General features: G+C 70.2%; 16 protein-coding genes. 4 read left to right on the plus strand and 12 right to left on the minus strand.

Features of this window, described 5'->3' with window-relative positions; translation table 11 throughout:
* Window positions 1-723 precede the first annotated feature (723 nt).
* Together KDK95_RS28985 and KDK95_RS28990 are read right to left on the minus strand one after the other, a co-directional pair.
* Window positions 724-2,412 carry an alpha-keto acid decarboxylase family protein gene (locus KDK95_RS28985; RefSeq protein WP_212521501.1) on the minus strand — a complete coding sequence of 563 codons (1,689 nt, stop codon included), beginning with the start codon at window positions 2,410-2,412 and terminating at the stop codon, window positions 724-726.
* Window positions 2,413-2,543: 131 nt separating this feature from the next.
* Window positions 2,544-3,371, minus strand: a complete 828-nt coding sequence (locus KDK95_RS28990; protein ID WP_212521502.1) for an alpha/beta hydrolase — start codon at window positions 3,369-3,371, stop codon at window positions 2,544-2,546.
* A 133-nt stretch (window positions 3,372-3,504) separates the two neighbouring features.
* Here KDK95_RS28990 and KDK95_RS37925 point away from each other — a divergent pair, with 133 nt between their 5' ends.
* Entirely contained in the window at window positions 3,505-4,701 is a 1,197-nt protein-coding gene (locus KDK95_RS37925) for a PucR family transcriptional regulator (protein ID WP_212521503.1), read from the plus strand.
* A gap of 130 nt (window positions 4,702-4,831) precedes the next feature.
* On the opposite strand, the gene KDK95_RS29000 is transcribed toward KDK95_RS37925, so the two are convergent.
* Together KDK95_RS29000 and KDK95_RS29005 are read right to left on the minus strand one after the other, a co-directional pair.
* Window positions 4,832-5,206, minus strand: a complete 375-nt coding sequence (locus KDK95_RS29000; protein WP_212521516.1) for a VOC family protein — start codon at window positions 5,204-5,206, stop codon at window positions 4,832-4,834.
* Between the two features lie 90 nt (window positions 5,207-5,296).
* Window positions 5,297-6,139 carry a nuclease-related domain-containing protein gene (locus KDK95_RS29005; RefSeq protein WP_212521504.1) on the minus strand — a complete coding sequence of 281 codons (843 nt, stop codon included), beginning with the start codon at window positions 6,137-6,139 and terminating at the stop codon, window positions 5,297-5,299.
* A 102-nt stretch (window positions 6,140-6,241) separates the two neighbouring features.
* Here KDK95_RS29005 and KDK95_RS29010 point away from each other — a divergent pair, with 102 nt between their 5' ends.
* Both KDK95_RS29010 and KDK95_RS29015 read left to right on the plus strand, forming a co-directional pair.
* Window positions 6,242-6,379, plus strand: a complete 138-nt coding sequence (locus tag KDK95_RS29010; protein ID WP_212521505.1) for a hypothetical protein — start codon at window positions 6,242-6,244, stop codon at window positions 6,377-6,379.
* 139 nt (window positions 6,380-6,518) lie between these two features.
* A complete protein-coding gene (locus KDK95_RS29015; RefSeq protein ID WP_212521506.1) occupies window positions 6,519-7,298 on the plus strand; it encodes a hypothetical protein in 780 nt (259 codons plus the stop codon).
* Window positions 7,299-7,319: 21 nt separating this feature from the next.
* Here the strand turns inward: KDK95_RS29015 and KDK95_RS29020 are convergent, their stop codons facing one another.
* From KDK95_RS29020 to KDK95_RS29055, 8 genes are all read right to left on the minus strand, one after another.
* On the minus strand, window positions 7,320-8,573 hold the full coding sequence (locus KDK95_RS29020; RefSeq protein ID WP_212521507.1) for an aminotransferase class I/II-fold pyridoxal phosphate-dependent enzyme: 1,254 nt from the start codon (window positions 8,571-8,573) through the stop codon (window positions 7,320-7,322).
* Entirely contained in the window at window positions 8,570-10,867 is a 2,298-nt protein-coding gene (locus KDK95_RS29025) for a putative bifunctional diguanylate cyclase/phosphodiesterase (RefSeq protein WP_212521508.1), read from the minus strand. Before KDK95_RS29025 ends, KDK95_RS29020 begins: the two co-directional genes overlap by 4 nt.
* A 141-nt stretch (window positions 10,868-11,008) precedes the next feature.
* The gene (locus KDK95_RS29030; protein WP_212521509.1) at window positions 11,009-12,118 is read right to left on the minus strand and encodes an ABC transporter ATP-binding protein; all 1,110 of its coding nucleotides are present in this window, start codon (window positions 12,116-12,118) and stop codon (window positions 11,009-11,011) included.
* A complete protein-coding gene (locus tag KDK95_RS29035; RefSeq protein WP_212521510.1) occupies window positions 12,119-13,021 on the minus strand; it encodes an ABC transporter permease in 903 nt (300 codons plus the stop codon). It lies immediately after the preceding gene.
* The gene (locus KDK95_RS29040; RefSeq protein WP_212521511.1) at window positions 13,018-13,875 is read right to left on the minus strand and encodes an ABC transporter permease; all 858 of its coding nucleotides are present in this window, start codon (window positions 13,873-13,875) and stop codon (window positions 13,018-13,020) included. The genes KDK95_RS29035 and KDK95_RS29040 overlap by 4 nt, the downstream gene beginning before the upstream one ends.
* A 1-nt stretch (window position 13,876) precedes the next feature.
* Complete coding sequence (locus KDK95_RS29045; RefSeq protein ID WP_212521512.1) at window positions 13,877-15,028, minus strand: ABC transporter substrate-binding protein; 1,152 nt, start codon at window positions 15,026-15,028, stop codon at window positions 13,877-13,879.
* 519 nt (window positions 15,029-15,547) lie between these two features.
* Window positions 15,548-16,231: an HAD family hydrolase gene (locus tag KDK95_RS29050; protein ID WP_212521513.1), complete on the minus strand. Its 684-nt coding sequence runs from the start codon at window positions 16,229-16,231 to the stop codon at window positions 15,548-15,550.
* Complete coding sequence (locus KDK95_RS29055) at window positions 16,228-17,331, minus strand: TIGR03364 family FAD-dependent oxidoreductase (RefSeq protein ID WP_282971681.1); 1,104 nt, start codon at window positions 17,329-17,331, stop codon at window positions 16,228-16,230. Before KDK95_RS29055 ends, KDK95_RS29050 begins: the two co-directional genes overlap by 4 nt.
* A gap of 281 nt (window positions 17,332-17,612) precedes the next feature.
* Here KDK95_RS29055 and KDK95_RS29060 point away from each other — a divergent pair, with 281 nt between their 5' ends.
* Window positions 17,613-18,380 carry a GntR family transcriptional regulator gene (locus KDK95_RS29060; RefSeq protein WP_212521515.1) on the plus strand — a complete coding sequence of 256 codons (768 nt, stop codon included), beginning with the start codon at window positions 17,613-17,615 and terminating at the stop codon, window positions 18,378-18,380.
* The last annotated feature ends 319 nt before the right edge of the window (window positions 18,381-18,699 follow it).

Below are 18,699 nucleotides of genomic sequence, written 5' to 3' on the forward strand. Positions count from 1 at the left end.
GCTGTCGCCCTGGCGATCAACAATCGGCCCCGCAAGATCCTCGGCTGGCGAACCCCGGCCGAAGTCTTCGAAGAACAACTATACTCGGTATCAGCAACCGGTGTTGCAACGACCCCTTGAACCCAAGGAACGAGAACCACCGGGGTCAGATTTCGCAAGACCGCTGGGGGTCAACTTTTACGAGGCGTTGACACCCCGGCGACATCGAGGCGCTTCAGGTGTGCGAGCGTGCTTCCGATGGCGTTCTCGACGGGGTCGGGCACGTCGCAGGGGGTATGGGCGCCGGGCCGCCGTTCGTCGCGTTTGTGCGGAATCCGCAGCAGCGGTGGAACAAGGATAAGATCGCCTGGGGGCTGATGACGTGAGAAGCGGGCGTGCTGGCGATTCTCGCGGCTTATGACCGTGAACGATGAACTGCGGTGGTGTGACGGCTCTGCGTCCTGGGAGCGCGCTACTTCCGGTTGCAACGGTTCGCGCGGTTGGGGCAGACAATTGTGACGTGTCAGTAGGCGGATGATCAATATTCTGAATCGCGGGCGACGGGCGACGGGCGGCGGGCCGCGAGTCGTGAGCTGTAGGCCGCGAGCCGCGGGCCGCGGACGGCGGCCCGCGGGCCGTGAACCGCAAGCCGCGCGCTGCGGCCCGCGCCGATTGCCGGCGGGCCGACCTGGACGGAGTCCGGTCGGCTCCACCGGCAACGCGTCGTGCGACGTGGGCCTTGGCTTAGATGCGGGCGCCGGGGCGGTGCTGGGGGCCGCGGGGGCCGAAGTCGAGTTCGGCGGAGCCGAGGCCGGCGGCGCGGAGTAGGTCGGGGGTGTCGAAGCGGTCCATGATCGCTTCGATGAAGATCATCGCGTCGTGCGGGGCCGTCAGGGCTTTGCGGAACTCCTCGATCGTTGAGACGGTGAACGTCCTGGCCGTGGTGCCCGGGTGCAGGACGTGCGGCAGCCGTGCGTAGTCCCAGTTCGCCACGTCGTTGTAGCGGGCGGTCTTGCCGAGGATCGTGCGCTCGATCGTGTAGCCGCCGTTGTTGACCAGGAAGATGATCGGCTTCAGGTCGTGCCGGAGCATCGTCGAGATCTCCTGGGCGGTCAGCTGGAACGATCCGTCGCCCAGGAACAGCAGGTGGCGGCGGTGGGGTGCGGCGAGCAGGGTTCCGAGGGTGGAGCCGACGCTGTAGCCGATCGAGCCCCAGACGGCCTGGGTGACGAAGGTGCACGCCGGTGGGAGGGTCAGGCCCCAGGCGCCGCCGTTCGCGGTGCCGTCCTCGGCGATCAGGACGTCGCCCTCGCGCACGAAATCCTGGATCGCGGCCCAGTACTCGCCCTGCGTCAGCTTGCCCTCCGATGGCGCGGTGTTCGTCGCGACCGGCAACGGGGCCGGGCGGCCGAACTGCCTGCCGGCGACCGGCTCGGCGACGTCGATGACCGCGCGCAGCAGGTCTTTGAGGGTCACCGCCTGGTAGTTCACGCCGTCCACGTCGGCGGAGTAGGCGTTGAGGTGGATGGCGGAGGCCGGGATGGCGTCGCTGAAGCAGCCGGTGGTCAGGTCGACGCGCCGGTAGCCGATCGTCAGTAGGCAGTCGCTGTCCTCGACGACCTTCTTCGTCTCCGGGAGGCTCCCGGCGCCGCCGTAGATCCCGGCGGACAGCGGCGAGGTCTCGTCGACGACCGCCTTGGAGGAGACCATCGTGGCGATCGGCAGCTTCAGCTTCTCGGCGAGTTCCGTGACCTCGCCGAGCACGCCGAAGCGGTCCGCGTCGAGGTCGAGGATGACGGCGGGCGCGTGGGCCGCCGACAGCCGGGCGGCGATCGCGGCGGCGGCCGTGCGCAGGCGTTCCGGATCGCTGGCGGGCAGGGTGAGCCGCAACGGCTCGTCCGGGACCGCGATGTCCAGGTAGCTGATGTCGGAGGGCAGTTCCAGGTAGACCGGCCGCTTGAGCTGCCACGCCGTGGTGATCAGCCGGTCGATCTCGGCGACGGCGTTCTGCGGGGTGATCCTCGCCTGCGCCGCCGTCGCCTGCTCGTAGGCCCGGTAGAAGGTGTTCTGGCTGCCGTCGGCGGGCGTGTGGTGCATCAGCAGCCGCTGATCGACCGCCTTGAGCGGCAGCGAGCCGCAGACGACGACCACCGGGACGTGCTCGCTGTTGGAGCCCGCGACACCGTTGATCGCGCTGAGCGCGCCGACGCCGTTGGTCACGACGAGGCCGGCGATGCCGTTGATGCGGGCGTAGCCGTCCGCGGCGTACGCGGCGTTCAGCTCGTTGCAGGTGCCGACCCAGGTCAGCACGCCGCCGTCCTCGAGCTGCTGCATGAACTCGAGGTTGAAGTCTCCCGGCACGCCGAACAGCTGGTGGACGCCCGCCTCCCGCAACCTGCGCAGGAGGAAGTCGCCGATGGTGCTCGTGGTCATGCGTGGTGTTCCTTTCGCATCCGTGCTCAGTGCTAGGTGCTTGATGCTTGATGCTTGATGCTTGGTGCTAAGGGCTCAGTGCTGAGTGCTGAGTGCTGAGTGCTGAGTGCTTAGGGCTCTGTGCTCGGTGCTCAGTCGAGTACGCCGGCCGTTGGCGCTAGCGCCCAGTCGAGTGCGAAGTCCGCGACGGCCTCCCAGCCGGGTGCGCCGCAGGTGAAGTGGTCCCGGCCTTCGAAGACCTTGTGCGCGGTCACGGCAGTGGAGTGCTTGACGTTCTTCTCGTAGTTCTCCCGCTGCACGACCGGGGGCAGGATGTGGTCGCTGCCGCCCGAGACGAACAGCAGCGGCGGGCGGTAGTCGTCGGCGAAGTCGTACGTGGTTGCGGCGTCGTGGGTGAAGTTCGCGAGGCCGCCCTGGAACAGGATCCGGGCCGGAGTGGGTGCGGCGTACCGGTCGTAGGCGCGCTGCGAATCCTCCGCCGAGAGCGTGTTGGTGAACGCGTAGTGGAACTGCTCCGGGGTGAGCGGCACGGCGCGCTTGCTGTTGGCCGGGTTGCGCAGCACCGGGAACGTGGAGCGCAGCTCGGAGAGCGGCAGCGCCTTGATTCCCTTTACCGCCGCGCCGTCGATGGAGACCCCCGCCGCGCCGAGGCCGTTGCCGACCAGCAGTTGGGCGAAGGTGCCGCCGAACGAGTGGCCCATGATCACGGGCGGGGCGTCGAGGCCCTCGATGAACTCGGTCAGGTGGTCCATCACCTCCCGGACTCCGATGCCTGCCACGGCATCCGGAATCTCGCGCAGGGCCCGGAGCCCGGCCTCGCCCTGGCCGATGCCGGGATAGCCGGGGGTCAGGACCGTGCAGCCGCGGGCCTCGTAGCGCTCGACCCAGTGCTCCCAGGCCAGCGGCGTCATCCACAGGCCGTGGATGAGTACGACCGTGGTGGTGATTTGCTCAGTCATGTCCCGATGCTCGCAGCGGGATCGTCGGCTCCGGGCACGAAATCCGCCGGGGATCCTGGGCGCCTGCACGAAGATCCGCGCGCCTGTCCTGCTCGGGCCGATCGGCACGGCACGCCGTGCGAGGATGACGTTCGTGCCCCGAATCACGTCTGACCCCGCTGACCGGAGCGGATCGGCCGCGGACCTCCGCGACGTCCTGGAGCGCCTGGACCTCGGCGTCGTGGTGCGCCGGATGGAGATCGGATTCGCGCAGCTTCCGGCGTATACGCGCTTCCGGTGGCCGGTGGATCGAGCGGCCGTGGTGCGCTGGAACGTCGACCTCACGCTGCGCTGGCTGATCAACGGCACTCCGCCGGACGACTACGTGCGCGCCGAGCTGCACGAGTTCCTGCGTGCGCGGGCTGCCGCCGGCCAGCCGATCGAGGACAGCATCCTGGTCTACCGGCGCGGAGCGCGGCTGTTCTGGGAGGCGGTGCTCGACCTCGCCGACGACGCGACGCGCGCGGTGCTGCTCGCCGGTTCGGACACGGTGTGGCAGTGCCTCGAGGACTATCTCGACCTGATCGTCCGCATGCTGGCCGAGGCGTACGGGGACCAGTTCGACTCACCCGCCACGGCCGGCGACCGCCGCGCCCGCGCGCTGTTCGACCGGCTCTGCGTGCAGTTGCCGATCACGGTCGAGGATCGCGACCGTGCCGCGCGGCTCGGCTTCGACCTCGTGCAGGACCACTGCCCGTTCGTCGCGCAGTTGCGCGGCGGGCAGGTGGCATCCCACGCCGCGCTGGCTGGGCGGCTGCGCGAGGCCGGGGCGCTGGCGTTCACCGAGGGCGTGCAGGTGGCGGGCCTGGTACCGGCCGGATTCGATTGGCGCGAGTTCCTGGCCGACGCGAGCCTGCTGTTCGGCGAGGCCCCGCCGACGCCTCGCCCCCGGCTCGCCGCGGTCACCGACAGCCTCCGCGCGCTCATCGCCGTGGCAGCAGCCGCCGGACGACGCGGCCGGGCGCGGGTGGACGACTTCCTCCCCGAACTGCTGCTTGCCGAGTCCCCGGAGATGGCGACCCGGATCGCCGGCCGCGTCTTCGAACCCTTGAAGCGTGCCGACGCCGCCGACCTCGCCGACACGCTTCGCTGCCTCGCCGCCCACGACTTCAACACCGCGGCCGCCGCCGCGGCGCTCCCCGTGCACCGCAATACCCTGCTGTACCGCGTCGGCCGCATCGAGAAGCTCACCGGTCTCAACCTCGCCGAGCAGCGCGACCGCACGCTGGTCCTGCTCGCCGTGACGTGGCAGGGGGTTGCCGGCAGCGTGGGGCCGACGGTCGGCGGCTGACGGCTCGTTTGCTCTTGCTCTTCGCGATGGCAGCCTGATCGCGGGGATCTCGGCTTCGATGTTGTGGCCTGCCGCCGAGATGCTGCTCGAGGAGGTCCTGACGCTCAGAGGAGGTCCTGACGCTCAGTGGTTATCGGTCCTGGAGCACCGCCAGGATGTTGCCGGAAGGGTCGGTGAACCAGGCGATGAGCGGGCCGCCGCCGCGGAAGATGCCCTTCTCGTCCGCTTCGAGGCCCGGGTAGCGCTGGAAGGCGACGCCGCGGCGGGTGAGCTCGTCGACGGCCGCGTCGATGTCCTCGACCTGGAAGTTGAGGATGGTGAACGACGCGGGCGCGTGCTGGTCGCCCTTGGGGTACGCGATCACCTCGCCGCCGCCGGCCAGGTGCAGGGTCAGGATGCCGTGGGACTCGGACACCTCGAGGCCCAGCGTTTCGCCGTAGAACTGCTTCGCCGCCTGCACGTCGTTCACCGAGAAACCGCTGAACGCCTTGGTCTTGCCGAACATGCTCACGCTCCCATCCACCATCGGTCGACTCCTTGCGTTCAGTCAACCACGGTGCACTGACAGTCGCCGGAAGGCAGGCGGGGCGACCGGTCAGGCGAGCCAGAACTCCGCACGGCGGGCAACCGAGAAGATCAGTTCGCGCTCCTGGATCGAGTAGACGGCGAAGCGGTCCCGGAGAGCCTGCTCGATCTCCTCGCCGGCCGTGATCATCACGTCGCCCCGGCTCTCGCGGGCGTTGATCGAGGCGGCGCCGACGAAGGCGAGGACCGGGGTGACGATGACGTTCAGGCCGACGGCCTCGGTCAGCACCTTGGCGGCCGACGCGGCTTCGTGGCGGCTGTTGCGCAGGTAGTTCGGCTGCCTGGTGTCGTTGACCCGCACCATGTTCTCGCCGACCCAGATGCGCGCGTCGCGGTGGTGCTTGGTGTTGATCGTGAACACGCCGGGCGGCCCGATGACGAGGTGGTCGATGTCGGCGCCGCCGCGCTTCACGATCGACGACAGCACCGACCAGCCGTCGCGCCGCAGTTTGCCGAGGCGACGGTCCACGATGCGCTCGCCCTTCGCGCCCGCCTCCCACGACGACGCGTCGGTGCGCAGCCCGAGCAGCCGCGCCGCGATGCCCTGGAAGCCGGCCGGCCGCAGTTCGGCGGCCCGTGCGGCCACCGCGTCGCCGGCCCTGTTCCGCGCGAGGTCGCTGCCCTCAGCGAGCGCGGGCGCGGGCATCAGGTCGCGCAGCGACTTCGGCACGCTGCTGCCGAGGAAAGGCCGCAGCGCCTCCATGACCTCGTACGTGCGGCCCTCGTGCTCCTTCTCGAGCCTGAGCCGACCGGCCTTGCAGTCGTAGAAGCCGACGGAACCCTCGGTCCCGTCCTCGTTCACGTACAGACGTTCCTGCCCGGACTTCCGCCACCGCGTCACGACGAGGCTCACCTGGCCACCTTCCCATGTCAGTCCCCGTTCATCGCAGAGTACGAACGCGCGACGGGCGCGATCAACGGCGCGAGGGAGCACGCGGGGTGGGACGGTGATGCGGTGGGACTGCGGACGGCGATGGTGCACGCCATGGACGGCGAGTGCTGCGATGATGGCGACGGCGTGCGGCATTTCCCGGTCATCGCGCCGATGACGCCTTACCCGCCAGGTTTTTCCAAGGCTTTTGCCGGGACCTGACCTTGCGGTGCTGGAAGATCACGTGCCGGCTTGGCAGGATCCTGCATGTTGCATTTTTCAGTTTCGGTTATGCAGGCACACAGTCGGGGCGCACGCGTTGAACTACTGCAAGACTTGCCGCAGACATCTCAATGGCGCTGTGTCCTGTCCTGGTTGCGGAGCCACCGGACTCGAGCTGGCCGGCGCGCAGGACGCGCGCACGACGGTGCGCATGCCCCGGGTGGAGGGGCTGCGCCGGGCCAAATCGCACGCGCGGCCGCAGTCGCCGGATGAGGAGCCGCTGGGCGCGTCCGGGCGGCATTCCGACAAGACGCAGGTGATGGGCGCTCCGGACGCCGAGCCGCGGATGACGCGGGTGGAGGCGCGGGCGGCCGCGAAGGCGGCGGCCGAGGGCAAGGGCGCACGCGGTTCGCACGCGGCCGGCGGCGGGCACGCCGCGGACGCGGACGAGGACGGCTCCGACCGGCGCAGGGCCCGCGCGGAGCGCCGCTCCGAGCGGCGGCGCGGCTTCGGCCTGATGCTGACCGGCGGATTCGCGGGCATAGCCGTCGCCGGATTCCTGCTGTTCGGCACGGCAGGAGGAGGCGGCAGCTCGCCGACCGGCACGACCGCGGCCGCGACCTCCTCGGTCGGCGGTGCCGGGCTGACGGTGACCATATCCGCGACGGCCGGCCACTCGGTCGGGGCGACGTCCATCATCCATCTGCCGGTCGCATCCATCAGCAAGAGCCCGTCGGCCAGCGCCTCCGCGTCCGCGACGAAGTCCGCCACGGCGAGCGCCTCGAAGACCGGCACGGCGGCGGCCACGACTTCGGCCACCGGCTCCGCCTCGGCCACTCCGTCCGCGTCGAAGAGCGCGTCACCGAGCCCGAGCCCGTCGCCGAGCAACACGCAGACCTGGTGCTTCCTGTTCTGCTGAGCGGGGCTCTCGCCCGACGGGTCACGTCGTGCGCAGCACCGGGACCAGCTCGGTCAGCGCCGCGTTGAGCTCGTCGATCTCGCCGTCCGTGTTCGCCGCCGTGACCTGCACGCGGAAGCCCGCCTGGTCGCGCGGCACCAGCGGGTAGGCCGCCAGCGTCACGTAGATCCCGCGCTTCCACAGCACCTCGGCGACCTCGTCGAGCTCGGCGCTCCGCTGCAGCGGGATCTCGATGACGGGGAAGTCGCTCTTGTTCGGGCAGTCGATCCGCAGCCCGCGCACGTGGTCGAGCACCCGCATCGTCTTCCGGTGCAGGTCGGCCCGGATGTCGTCGCCGCGCCTCTCGTTCACCGCGAATCCGGCCAGGACGGTCGCGAGCGACGCCGTGGGGGAGGGGCCCGAGTACAGGTACGGCGCGGCGGCGAACTTCAGCAGCTCCTTGAGGTCCGCCGGCAGCGCGATGAAGGCCAGCAGCGATGAGTACGCCTTCGAGAAGCCGCCGACCAGTATGAGTCCGTCGTAGGTCTCGCCCAGGTGGCGTACGACGCTGTTGCCGCGCATGCCGTAGGCCGACGTCTCGTCCGGGCGCCGCTCGCCGATCACGCCGAAGCCGTGCGCGTCGTCCACGTACAGCAGCGCGCCCTCCGCGCGGCAGACCTCGGCGATCTCGTTCAGGTGCGGCGGGTTGCCGCTCATGCTGTTGACGCCGTCCATGCAGACCAGCCGCGGCCGGTCCGCCGGCGCGGCGCGCAGCATCTCGCGCAGGTGGTCGAGGTCGTCCATCCGCCAGCGGTGCAGCGTCGCGCCCTGCCCCTTCGCGACCGAGCAGCCGTCGAAGATGGTGCGGTGCGCCTGCGCCTCGCAGAAGACGGTGCCGTGGTCGGCGAGCACCGGGATCACGGAGAGGTGGATGTGCGTGATGGTCGGCAGCACGAGCGTGTCGTCGGCGCCGATCAGCTCGGTCAGCCGCTCCTCGATCTCGGGGTAGAGCCGCGGGTTGCCGAGCAGCCGGGACCAGCTCGGATGGGTGCCCCATCGGCGGATCGCCTCCTCGGGCGCCGCCATGATCTCCGGGTCCAGGTCGAAGCCCAGGTAGTTGCAGGAGGCGAAGTCCGTGAGCCAGCGGTCGCCGATCCGGATCCGGCGGCCGTCGATCTCCTCGATCACGGCGTCGTAGAGGCGGGTCGCGTTCTTGAGCCGGGCGAGCTCCGCCCAGCGCGGGGCCGGTTGCCCCGGTATGGAGGCGTGAGCGTGCTGCGCCGCGTCGCGCGTCATCTGCTGCGTCCTTCCAGTTCCGCCGCCAGCGGGGCGACCCGGTCGACCGGGACCGCCGGCGAGTAGTAGTAGCCCTGTGCGTAGCGGCAGCCCATCTTGCGCAGCAGATCCCGCTGCGCGACCGTCTCCACGCCCTCGGCGACCACGTCGATCTCCAGTGCGTAAGCCACCGTGACGATGCCCTTGAGCAGCCGAAGGTGGGATGAGTCCTCTGCGATCCTGGCCACGAAGGACCGGTCAGCCTTGAGAATGTCGATGTGCAGGTCCCTGAGATAGGCGATCGACGAGTAACCGGTTCCGAAGTCGTCAACCGCGATGCGCACGCCGATCTCGGAGAGCGCGTGCAGGTTCTGCTGCACCTCCGGCCCGTGATGGTGCAGGAACGCCGTCTCGGTGATCTCCAGGATCAGCAGGTCGGACGGCAGGCCCGCGTCGCCCAGCTGCCGGTCGATCCAGTTCACCAGGCCGTCGTCGAGGAACTGGTGCGCCGAGACGTTCACCGTCACGCGGCGGGTGGCGGTGCCGGCCCGGCCGGCGTTCCAGCGCGCCGCGTCCGCGATCGCGCGGGCCAGGATCCACTCGCCGAGCTGCACGATCTGGCCGGTCTCCTCGGCCAGCGGGATGAACTGGTCCGGGGTCAGCAGGCCGAACTCCGGGTGCTGCCAGCGCACCAGCGCCTCGAAGCCGGCCACCCGCTCCTTGCCGCCGCGCAGATCCACGATCGGCTGGTAGCACAGGAAGAACTCGTCCTTGCCGATCGCGGTGTCCAGGCTGGTGCGCAGCCGGACGCGCTCCATCGCGGACTCGTAGAGCTGCGGCCGGTAGCGGGTCCAGGTGCCCTTGCCGTCCGCCTTGGCCGCGTACAGGGCCAGGTCGGCGTTCCGCAGCAGCACGTCGGCCGCTTCGTGCTCGGCCGTGTCCGGCGCGTCCGAGCTGCTCGCCACGCCGATGCTCGCGCGCACCTCGGCCTGCGTGTCCCAGATCTGGAAGGGCTCGGCGAACGTGCTCACCAGCCGCGCGGCCAGCGCCTCGGCGCCCTCCTCGGGCGAGCCGTCGGCCAGCAGCACGGCGAACTCGTCGCCGCCGAAGCGCACCGGCAGGTCGCCCGGGCGCACCGCCAGCGAGAGCCGCTTGGCCGCGGTGACCAGCAGCTCGTCTCCCGCGCGGTGGCCGAGGGTGTCGTTGACCTCCTTGAAGTTGTCCAGGTCGATCAGCAGCATGCACACGACGCCGCCCTGCGTCCTGGCCCGCTCGAAGGCCGCGGCCGAGCGCTCCTGGAACCGGGCCCGGTTGCCCAGGCCGGTGAGCGCGTCGTGGTACGCCCGGTCGTGCAGCTCCAGCATCATCGCCCGGGAGGCGGCCAGGCTCTCCTGGTAGCGCTGCTGCCGGCCCTGCATCGACAGGCGCGCCACGACCAGGGCGAACATCCCCGCCGAGAAGACCGCGATGACCGCCGCGTCCTTCACGTTCCGCTGGAGCGCCTCGACGAACAGCACGACCGGCGCGACCATCGCGGCCAGCGCGAGCGGGATCACCCGGCCCGCGGTGAGCCGGCCCTCGCGCTCGTGCGGCTCGGTGAGCTCCCGCATCGACGGGTGCAGCGCGGCGGCGCCCCAGGAGACGTAGAAGACCACCCAGCCGAGGTCGGCCGGCGAGCCGACGTGCCACGTGCCGTACAGCCTGACCAGCGCGTACGCGATGTCCGAGCCCATCAGCCCGAGCGCGCCGACCACCAGTAGCACCGGGGAGGCGCTGCGGATCCCGCCGCCGGTCAGCAGCCGCATGATCACCGCGAGCAGCAGCAGGTCGCCGATGGGGTAGCCGATCGAGACCGCGTTGTCGAACCAGCGCCCCGGCTGGTCGACCGTCGGGGTGATGGTGAACACCCAGATCAGCAGCGCGAGTCCGCCGGCCAGCAGCAGCGCGTCGATCAGCGCCGTGGTGTCCCGCTGCGGCGAGCGCATCCGGATCATGATCATCAGCCCGGCGGCGGCCAGCGGATAGGTGAACAGGTACGAGGCGTCCGCGAGCGAGGGGAACGGCTCGCTCTGATGGAGGAAGTCGGTCAGGATGTTGTAGATCGTATCGCCGTTGACCAGCGTGAATATGGCCGCCGTCAGCAGGTACCAGGGCAGCCTGCGCGGTGGGGCGTTCAGCCGGGTGCCGACGAACGAGGCGACGCAGCTGGACATGCCGAGCGTCAGCCACAGGCCCAGGTTCCACGCGGGGACCGCGTAGTAGAACAGCACGACCAGGGCCATGGCAGCGACGAACCACAGCGTCAGGTACGACATGACCCGCGGCGGGCGAACCGCTGATCCGGTATGCGACTCGTCCGACACAATCCAAGAAGAACACCCGCGTGGCCCAATGTGCAACGTGTGCCGCCCAGCCGGAGGATATTCAGGGCCCGGTCGGGCGGCACACAACCGACATCAGCCGCGCTCGACGACGAGCACCGGCCGCGGTGCGGGGGCGAGCCGGACCGCCGAGCCGACCGGGAACTCGACGGCGCGGTGCGAGGGCAGGTCCGCCTTCGCCTCGGTGCCGTCGCCGAGCCGCACGGTCAGCCGGGTGGTGGCGCCGAGGAACGTCGCCAGCATGACCTGGCCCTCGCCGGGCCGGCCGGCGGCGGAGGCCTCTGCGGCCGGTTCCAGGTCCAGGCTCTCCGGACGCAGCAGAACGTTGACCTCGGTGCCCTCGGCCGGGCACGCGCCGTCCACCGGCAGCTCGCGGTCGGCCACCCGGACCTTCGCGGCCCCGACGACCTGCCCGGGCAGGTGGTTCATCGTGCCGACGAACTGCGCGACGAACGCCGTCGCCGGGCGGTCGTAGAGCTCTGCGGGAGCGGCGCACTGCTCGAGCTTCCCGGCGCGCATGACGGCGACCCGGTCGGCCATCGACAGCGCCTCCTCCTGGTCGTGCGTGACGAACAGGGTGGTGATGCCGAACTCCTGCTGGATGCGGCGGATCTCGTCGCGCAGCTGCAGCCGGACCTTCGCGTCCAGCGCGGACAGCGGCTCGTCGAGCAGCAGCACCTTGGGACGCACCGCCAGCGCGCGGGCCAGCGCCACCCGCTGCTGCTGGCCGCCGGAGAGCTGGTGCGGATAGCGGCCGGCCATCCCGGCCATGCCGACGAGCTCGAGCAGCTCCTCGGCCTGCCTGTCCCGCTCGGCCGCCGAGACCTTGCGCAGCCGGGGGCCGTAGCCGACGTTCTGACCGGCCGTCAGGTGCGGGAAGAGGCTGTAGGACTGGAAGACCATGCCCATGTCCCGCTTGTTCGCGGGCAGCGGGGTCAGGTCCACGCCGTCCAGGGACACCGCGCCGAGGTCCGGGCGGTCGAAGCCCGCGACGATGCGCAGCGCGGTCGTCTTGCCGCAGCCGGACGGGCCGAGCATGGCGACCAGCTCGCCGGGTGCGAGCGCGAGGTCGAAGCCGGCCAGCGCGTGCGTGGCGCCGAAGGAACGGTGCAGGCCCGACAGTTCGAGGCTGACGCCGCGGGTGCCCGCGGCGTCCTGGGCGGGGGCTGAGGCGATCACGGACATCTACGAACTCCGGTCGGGGCGGCCGACGGCGCGGCGGCCGCCGAGGAAGGACACGAGGAACAGCACGGCCCAGGACAGCAGCAGGCTGAGCAGCGAGACGGCCGGGGCCAGCTGGCCGCTGGTGGCGCCCTGGCCGTCCTGCACGATCCACACCGAGAACGGCAGGAACTGCAGGATCGAGGAGATCGTGTACTCGCCGAACACCAGCGCCAGGGTCAGGATCGCGCCGGAGAGCAGGCCGGAGCGCAGGTTCGGCAGCACCGCCCGCCAGATCGTCACCGGCCAGGAGGCGCCGAGTCCGCGAGAGGCCTCGACCAGCGTCTTCAGGTCGACCGAGCGCAGCCCCGACTCCAGCGAGCGGTACGCGAACGGCAGCGCGATCACCACGTAGACGATCGGCAGGATCAGCGGGAAGCTCTGGTTCTGCAGGTCCGCGGCGAGCTGGAACAGCGGCGTGCCCGGGTCCTGGTCGAGGCCCCAGCCGAGCACCGTCTGCACGCCGACGACCAGCGCCACCGGCGAGAGCACCAGCGGCACCATGGCCAGCGACTCGAGCACCGGCTTGAGCTTCGGCAGCCGCAGCTGCACGGCGATCATCGCCGGGACGAGCAGCAGGTAGAGGATCACGATCGTCACGAGCGCGATCTCGACCGTCATCCGCACGCTGGTGCCGAAGCCCTGAGCGCTGAACATCTGGCCGTAGGGCGCGAGGCTGAACGTGTGCGTGCCCGGCGTGTAGAGCGTGAACCAGAAGGTCGACGCGAGGGGCACCAGGAAGTAGACGGCCAGCACGCCGAGCACGACGACCCGCCACCAGCGCACCCGGCGGAGGCCGAGGCCGCGCTTGTCCCGGGCCGGCGTCGTGACCGCGGCCGCCGGCTCGGTGTCGCTGATCGTCGTCATGATTCCAACCACTTCGCGCTGCGCTTGCGCAGCGGCAGGTAGACGGCCATCATCAGGCCACAGATGATGATCGTGTTGAAGGCCAGCGCCATGCCCAGGTTGTCCTCGCCGGCGATCACGTTGCCGGACAGGATGTTCGCGATCTGCGTCGTCACCAGCGGAACCGTGCCGCTGGTCAGTGCCTTGGCGGTGGCGTAGGCGGCGAACGCGCTGCCGAAGCAGAGCACGAATCCGCCGAGCGCGGCGGGCAGCAGCAGCGGGCCGCCGACGTGCCGCCAGTACTGCCGGGAGGTCCCGCCGAGGTTCGCCGAGGCCTCCTTCCACTGCTCGCGCAGGCCGTCCAGGGCCGGCAGCGTGGTCAGCACCATCAGCGGCACCAGGAAGTACGGGTAGACCAGCGCGACGCCGGAGAAGGTCTCCAGCGAGAAGCTCGGCCACACGTTCTGGATCCAGGACAGGAACACTCCGCCGGTGCCGATCGTGGCGATGAAGCAGAAGGCCAGCGGGATGCCGCCGAAGTTGGCCAGCACGCCCGAGGCCGTGAGCACCGCCTGCTTGAAGTAGCGGCCCCTCGACTGGGAGATCGCGTACGCCGCGAACAGGCCGACGACCGCCGAGATGACGGACGAGAGCAGGGACAGCCGCAGCGAGGTGAGCAGACCGGTGAGGTAGATCCCGTGCCAGGAGGCGGTCAGGTTCGCGAACGTCACCGTGGTCTGCTGCGTGGTCGGGTTCGTCTGGTGCAGGCCCTCCCAGAGGATGGCCCACACCGGAAAGCCCAGCGCAATGGCGCAGTACCCGAGGAGCGGCAGGACCGCTCCCCAGGCACCGAGCTTCGTGAAGAGACGCGTCATGCTAGCCGAGGCTCGAGGCCCAGGAGGTGGTGATGGTGTTCTGCGCCGAGGTCAGCTGCGACTCGGTCGGGTAGTTGACCGTGCCGGAGACCGTCGGCAGGTTCTTCTCGTCGGTGGCGTCCAGGGTGCCGGCCGACTGCATCGCGGCGAACTCGACCGGACGGGCGTAGCCGCCCATGAAGTCGTTCTGGCCGACCGTGGAGTACAGGTACTCCTCCCACAGGCGCGCGGCGGCCGGGTGCGGCGCGTACTTGCTGACAGCCTGGTCGTAGTACGCCGAGTACAGGCCGTCGGTCGGGATGCTGACGGTCATGTCGATGCCCTTGGCCTTGAGGTCAGAGGCGAACTGCGAGTTGTTGAACTCCCAGTCGATGGTGATCGGGGTCGAGCCGGCCTCGATGGTGGACTCGGTGTCGACGACCGCGTTGTACTCGCCGTTCGACTTCAGCTTCGAGAAGAAGGTGATGCCGGGCTTGATGTCGTCCAGCGAGCCGCCGCTGGCCAGGGCCGCCGCCCACACCGCGGAGAACGCGGCGTTGGCGCTCGTCGGGTCGCCGCTCATGGCGACCTTGCCCTTGTAGTCCGCCGTGTAGGAGGAGTTGAGCAGGTCGGCGAAGGTCTTCGGGCACGGGGCCGGGGCGACCTTGGCGGCGACGCAGCCGATGGAGATGTAGCCGCCGTAGTCGCCGTACCACTTGCCGTTGGCGTCCTTGAGCGCGGTCGGGATGTCCGACCAGGTGGAGACCTCGTAGCCGGCGAACAGGTTGGTGTTCGGCAGGGCGTGCGAGTTGCCGACGTCGACCACGTCCGGGGCCGAGGACAGGCCCTTCTCCTTCTCGATGGCGTTGATCTCGTCGCCGGAGGAGCCGTTCGGGTTGGTGTCGGTGATTTTGATGCCGTACTTCTTGGTGAAGTCGTCCATGATCGTGCCGTAGTTGGCCCAGGTGCGCGGGAGGGTGATCACGTTCAGCGAGCCCTCCTTCTTCGCGGCCGCGACCAGCGCGTCCATGCCGCCGCCCGAGGCGGCCGAGGTGACGGTGGACCAGTTGACGGACGAGCCGGAGCCCGAGGTGGAGGACGAGCTACTGCTGCAAGCGGTGGCGGCCAGCGTGACGGCGGCGGCCGTGCAGGCGATCTTGGCTATGCGGTGCATCGGAGTATCAGCCTTCTGTGAGGTTGAGTCGGAACTTCGGTGCTTCAGGACTGCGCTGTAACGGCTGCGCTGTTCGTTGGGCGGTAGGCGGTAGGCGGTAGGCGGTAGGCGGTAGGCGGTAGGCGGTAGGCGGTTGGCGGTAGGGGTGCTGCGGTTGGTTCGGTTGAGCCGTGGTTCGGTTGAGCCGTGGTGCGGTTGAACCGTGGTTCGGTCGAGCCGTGGTTCGAGCCGTGGTTCGGACGAGCTGTGGTTCGGTTGAGCCGTGGTTCGAGCCGTGGTTCGGACGAGCTGCGGTTCGGTTGAGCCAGTGGTTCGGTTGAGCCGTGGTTCGAGCTGTGGTTCGGTCGAGCCGTGGTGCGGTTGAACCGTGGTTCGTTCGGTTGAGCCGTGGTTCGGTTGAGCCGTGGTTCGGTTGAGCCGTGGTTCGGTTGAGCCGTGGTTCGTTCGGTTGAGCCGTGGTTCGGTCGAGCTGCGGCGGCCGGTCTCCGGTGAGGTTGTCCGGCCGTCTTGGTGCTGGTGTTACCGGTGCTCCTCGATGAGTGCGGGCAGCTCCGACACGTGGTCGAGCACGTGCGTTGCGCCCGCTTCGAGAAGCGCGGGGCGGTCGTGCGCGCCGGTGAGCACGCCCGCGACGATTGCGGCGCCGGCGGCGGCGCCGGAGCGGATGTCGGACGACGTGTCGCCGAGCACGGCGACGGCCCGCGGTTCGTCGTCGGCAAGCCGGGCGGCCGCGGCCAGGATCATGTCCGGGTGCGGCCTGCCCCGGCCGCCGACGTCTCCCGGGGTCAGGGAGAGGTCGATCAGCTCCCGCCAGCCGAGGTGCTCGAGCAGCGCGTCGGCGGTGGCGCGAGAGAAGCCGGTCGTCAGCGCGACCCGCACGCCCGAGGCGCGCAGCCTCGCGAACGTCTCGACCGCGCCGGGCAGCGCCCGGGTGAGCGAGATCCGCGTGCTGTATGCGGATTCGAAGGCCGCATTCCCCTCCTGCGCGGCCTCCTCGTCACCCGGGAACAGCGCGCGGAACACGGTGATCTTCGACTCGCCCATCGTGTCGACGACGTACCGCGTCATCCGCTCGCGGTCCGCGGCGGACTCGACCTTCAGCGCGTCGAGGGCGGCGGAGAACGCGGCGAGGACGAGGCCGTCGTCGGCGACCGTGGTGCCCGCCATGTCCAGGCAGGCCAAGCGGATCGGCAGCGAGCTCATGAGGCGTCCAGTTCGTCGAAAGTCTCCCCGGCGATGCCGGCGGAGCAGGTCATGCCGCGTCCTCCGGGGGCCGTCACAGCGATGACGCCGGGCCGCACCGTCGAGCGGTGGTAGATGGAGCCGTCGGTGGTCTCGCAGTAGACCCCGGCCCAGCGCCGCTTGACCGGCGGCAGCGAGCGGCCGAGCAGCGCTTCGGCGACCCCGGTGAGGTGCTGGTACGGCTCTTCCTCGACCGCGAAGTCGAAGGGCTCGTCGTACGCGTGCGTGTCGCCGATGGTCAGGCCGCCGTCCGCGCGCTGGACCATGAGCAGCTGCATGCGGTGCTCGGCCGCGATCGGCGCCTGCGGGCCGAGCCTGTCAAGGCCCGCGTCGCGGTACGCCGGGTAGTAGCGGAAGGAGTCGCCGTCGGCCACAGACGTGGTCAGCTCCTCGCCGAGCGGTTCCGTCTGCATCATCTGGAGCCGGCAGCGCCGGATCGGTGCCGCGCTGAGCTCGGCGCCCGCGATTCCGGTGAGCGTGGCGCCGGTGGCGAGCACGACCACGTCGCCCGCGTGCCAGGCGCCGGTGTGGTCGAGCACCGACGAATCGCCGAGCTCGACGGCCTGCCGGTTCGGCAGCCACGTGTAGTTCGGGAACGAGGCCAGCCTGGCCCGGATCGCGCCGAGCACCTGCCCAGGCTCGACCGAGCCGTCGGCCCGCGAGTAGAGGCCGCCGAGGAATTCGCCGCGCAGCGCCGGATTCAATTCGCGCACGCCCGCGGCGTCGACGAACTCGAACTCCCGCTCCGCCGCGCCGGCCGAATCCGCAGCCGACTTCGCGACGGCCAGTTCCGCATCGTTCCGAGCGACCGTGATCGAGCCGCGTGCCTTGAAGCCGAGGCCGGGGACGTCCTCGGCGATCTCGGCCCAGCGCTTCCTGGCCCTACGGGCCAGGGCCAGCTCGTGGCCGTCGGCGCGCCCGGAGACCCAGACGAGCCCGAAGTTGCGCACCGAAGCACCGCGCGGGCCGGCCTCGCGCTCGAGATGCACCACCTCGAGCCCGCGCACGCAGGCCTCGTACGCGTGCATGGTGCCGAGGACCCCGCCTCCCACCACGATCATCCGGGCTGACGCCACCGTTGCTCCGTTCGCGTTCCGTTCGCGTTCCGTTCGCCGGTACCCCTTGCCGGATACCGCCCGTCCGGACGTAACCTGTCTGGACAAGTGGATTTAGCCCGGCGCCGGTGACGCGTTGGTGAACAGAGTGCGATTTCCCGGTTTAGCCTGGCGCAATAACTGCTTCCGGCCCGGCGCGCCATGCACCGCGGCGCATATCACGGTCCGATCGCGGTGAACTCGCGGTACGGTTGCGGGCTACAGTCGAGAGGGAGACAGGAGGCGGAATGGCGGCGCGTTACCAGCAGATCGCGCAGGAGCTGCGGGAGGCGATCCGGCAGGGCGAGTACGCGATCGGCACGTTGCTGCCGTCCGAGGGGGAACTCGCGGCGCGGTACGCCGTCTCCCGCGGCACCGTACGCCAGGCGGTGGCCGCGTTGGAGCAGGACGGCAGCGTCGCGGCACGCCAGGGGGCACGTCGCGTGGTGCTCGGCGAGGTGCCCACGCACAGCTTCGCCGAGATGCAGAGCTTCTCCATGTGGGCAACCTCCCGCGGCCACCGCCCCGGGGCAGATGTCCTCAGCGTCGAGGTCGGCGCGGCGAGGCAGGAGGAGGCCGACCGACTGCGGGTCAACGTCGGCGAGGACGTCCTCCGGCTCCAGCGTGTCAGAACGCTCGACGACGAACCGGTGATGCTGGAGCGGTCCTTCTTCCCGGGATTGGTCGCAGAGCACATACTCGCCATGGACCTGACCATGGGTTCGATCACTGAGCAACTGACGGCTCTCGGATTCGTCCACGCGCACGGCGACCACCTCATCGACGCCGTCAGCGCCACCACCCTCGAGGCGAGGCTCCTCGGTGTCCGCCGAGGCAGCCCCCTGCTCCGCCAGCGCTGGCTGGCGTCCTCGCCCACCGGCCAGCCCCTGGCGTGGTCCGAAGACAGCTATCGGCACGACGCGGTGATCATCAGCGTTCGCAACTCCATGTCCGCCAACACCCTGGCGCGCCTGTCGGGAAGGGACACGACGAGCGGGAGTCCGGCGCGGGGATAGGCCGGCAGCCGGGCAGCCGGGAAAGCCGGGTAGCCGGGAAAGTCGGGTAGCCAGGCAGCCGGGTAGCCGGGAAGGCAGGTGCCGGAGGACGTGCGGCACGGGGAGAGTCAGATTCCCGTGATGATTACCCGGCCCGGACCCGCGATCGCGCAGGTCCGGCCTGAGGTGGGATGGCGCAGCGCGACGGGGGGGGAAGTGGGATCGCCGCACTGCGCCAGTACTCAGTCGTACGAAGGGCGGAAAAGGTTGCCGAGAACTTTCACCAACGCGGGCGGCGCTTCGCCTGCGGTTTCGTGGGCTCCGTGTCGCAGCTTTGCTG

The sequence above is a fragment of the Actinospica acidithermotolerans genome (assembly GCF_018139625.1).
In the GTDB taxonomy this organism is placed as follows: Bacteria; Actinomycetota; Actinomycetes; order Streptomycetales; family Catenulisporaceae; genus Actinospica; species Actinospica acidithermotolerans.

Excerpts from the sequence above, each read along its gene's own strand:
- KDK95_RS29045 (WP_212521512.1), bottom strand. The coding sequence starts at position 15,028 with ATGCACCGCATAGCCAAGATCGCCTGCACGGCCGCCGCCGTCACGCTG.
- KDK95_RS29025 (WP_212521508.1), bottom strand. The coding sequence starts at position 10,867 with ATGTCGTACCTGACGCTGTGGTTCGTCGCTGCCATGGCCCTGGTCGTG.
- KDK95_RS29050 (WP_212521513.1), bottom strand. The coding sequence starts at position 16,231 with ATGAGCTCGCTGCCGATCCGCTTGGCCTGCCTGGACATGGCGGGCACC.
- KDK95_RS29055 (WP_282971681.1), bottom strand. The coding sequence starts at position 17,331 with ATGATCGTGGTGGGAGGCGGGGTCCTCGGCACCATGCACGCGTACGAG.
- KDK95_RS28985 (WP_212521501.1), bottom strand. The coding sequence starts at position 2,412 with ATGACCACGAGCACCATCGGCGACTTCCTCCTGCGCAGGTTGCGGGAG.
- KDK95_RS29000 (WP_212521516.1), bottom strand. The coding sequence starts at position 5,206 with ATGTTCGGCAAGACCAAGGCGTTCAGCGGTTTCTCGGTGAACGACGTG.
- KDK95_RS29060 (WP_212521515.1), top strand. The coding sequence starts at position 17,613 with ATGGCGGCGCGTTACCAGCAGATCGCGCAGGAGCTGCGGGAGGCGATC.
- KDK95_RS29030 (WP_212521509.1), bottom strand. The coding sequence starts at position 12,118 with ATGTCCGTGATCGCCTCAGCCCCCGCCCAGGACGCCGCGGGCACCCGC.
- KDK95_RS29040 (WP_212521511.1), bottom strand. The coding sequence starts at position 13,875 with ATGACGCGTCTCTTCACGAAGCTCGGTGCCTGGGGAGCGGTCCTGCCG.
- KDK95_RS29035 (WP_212521510.1), bottom strand. The coding sequence starts at position 13,021 with ATGACGACGATCAGCGACACCGAGCCGGCGGCCGCGGTCACGACGCCG.
- KDK95_RS29020 (WP_212521507.1), bottom strand. The coding sequence starts at position 8,573 with ATGACGCGCGACGCGGCGCAGCACGCTCACGCCTCCATACCGGGGCAA.
- KDK95_RS28990 (WP_212521502.1), bottom strand. The coding sequence starts at position 3,371 with ATGACTGAGCAAATCACCACCACGGTCGTACTCATCCACGGCCTGTGG.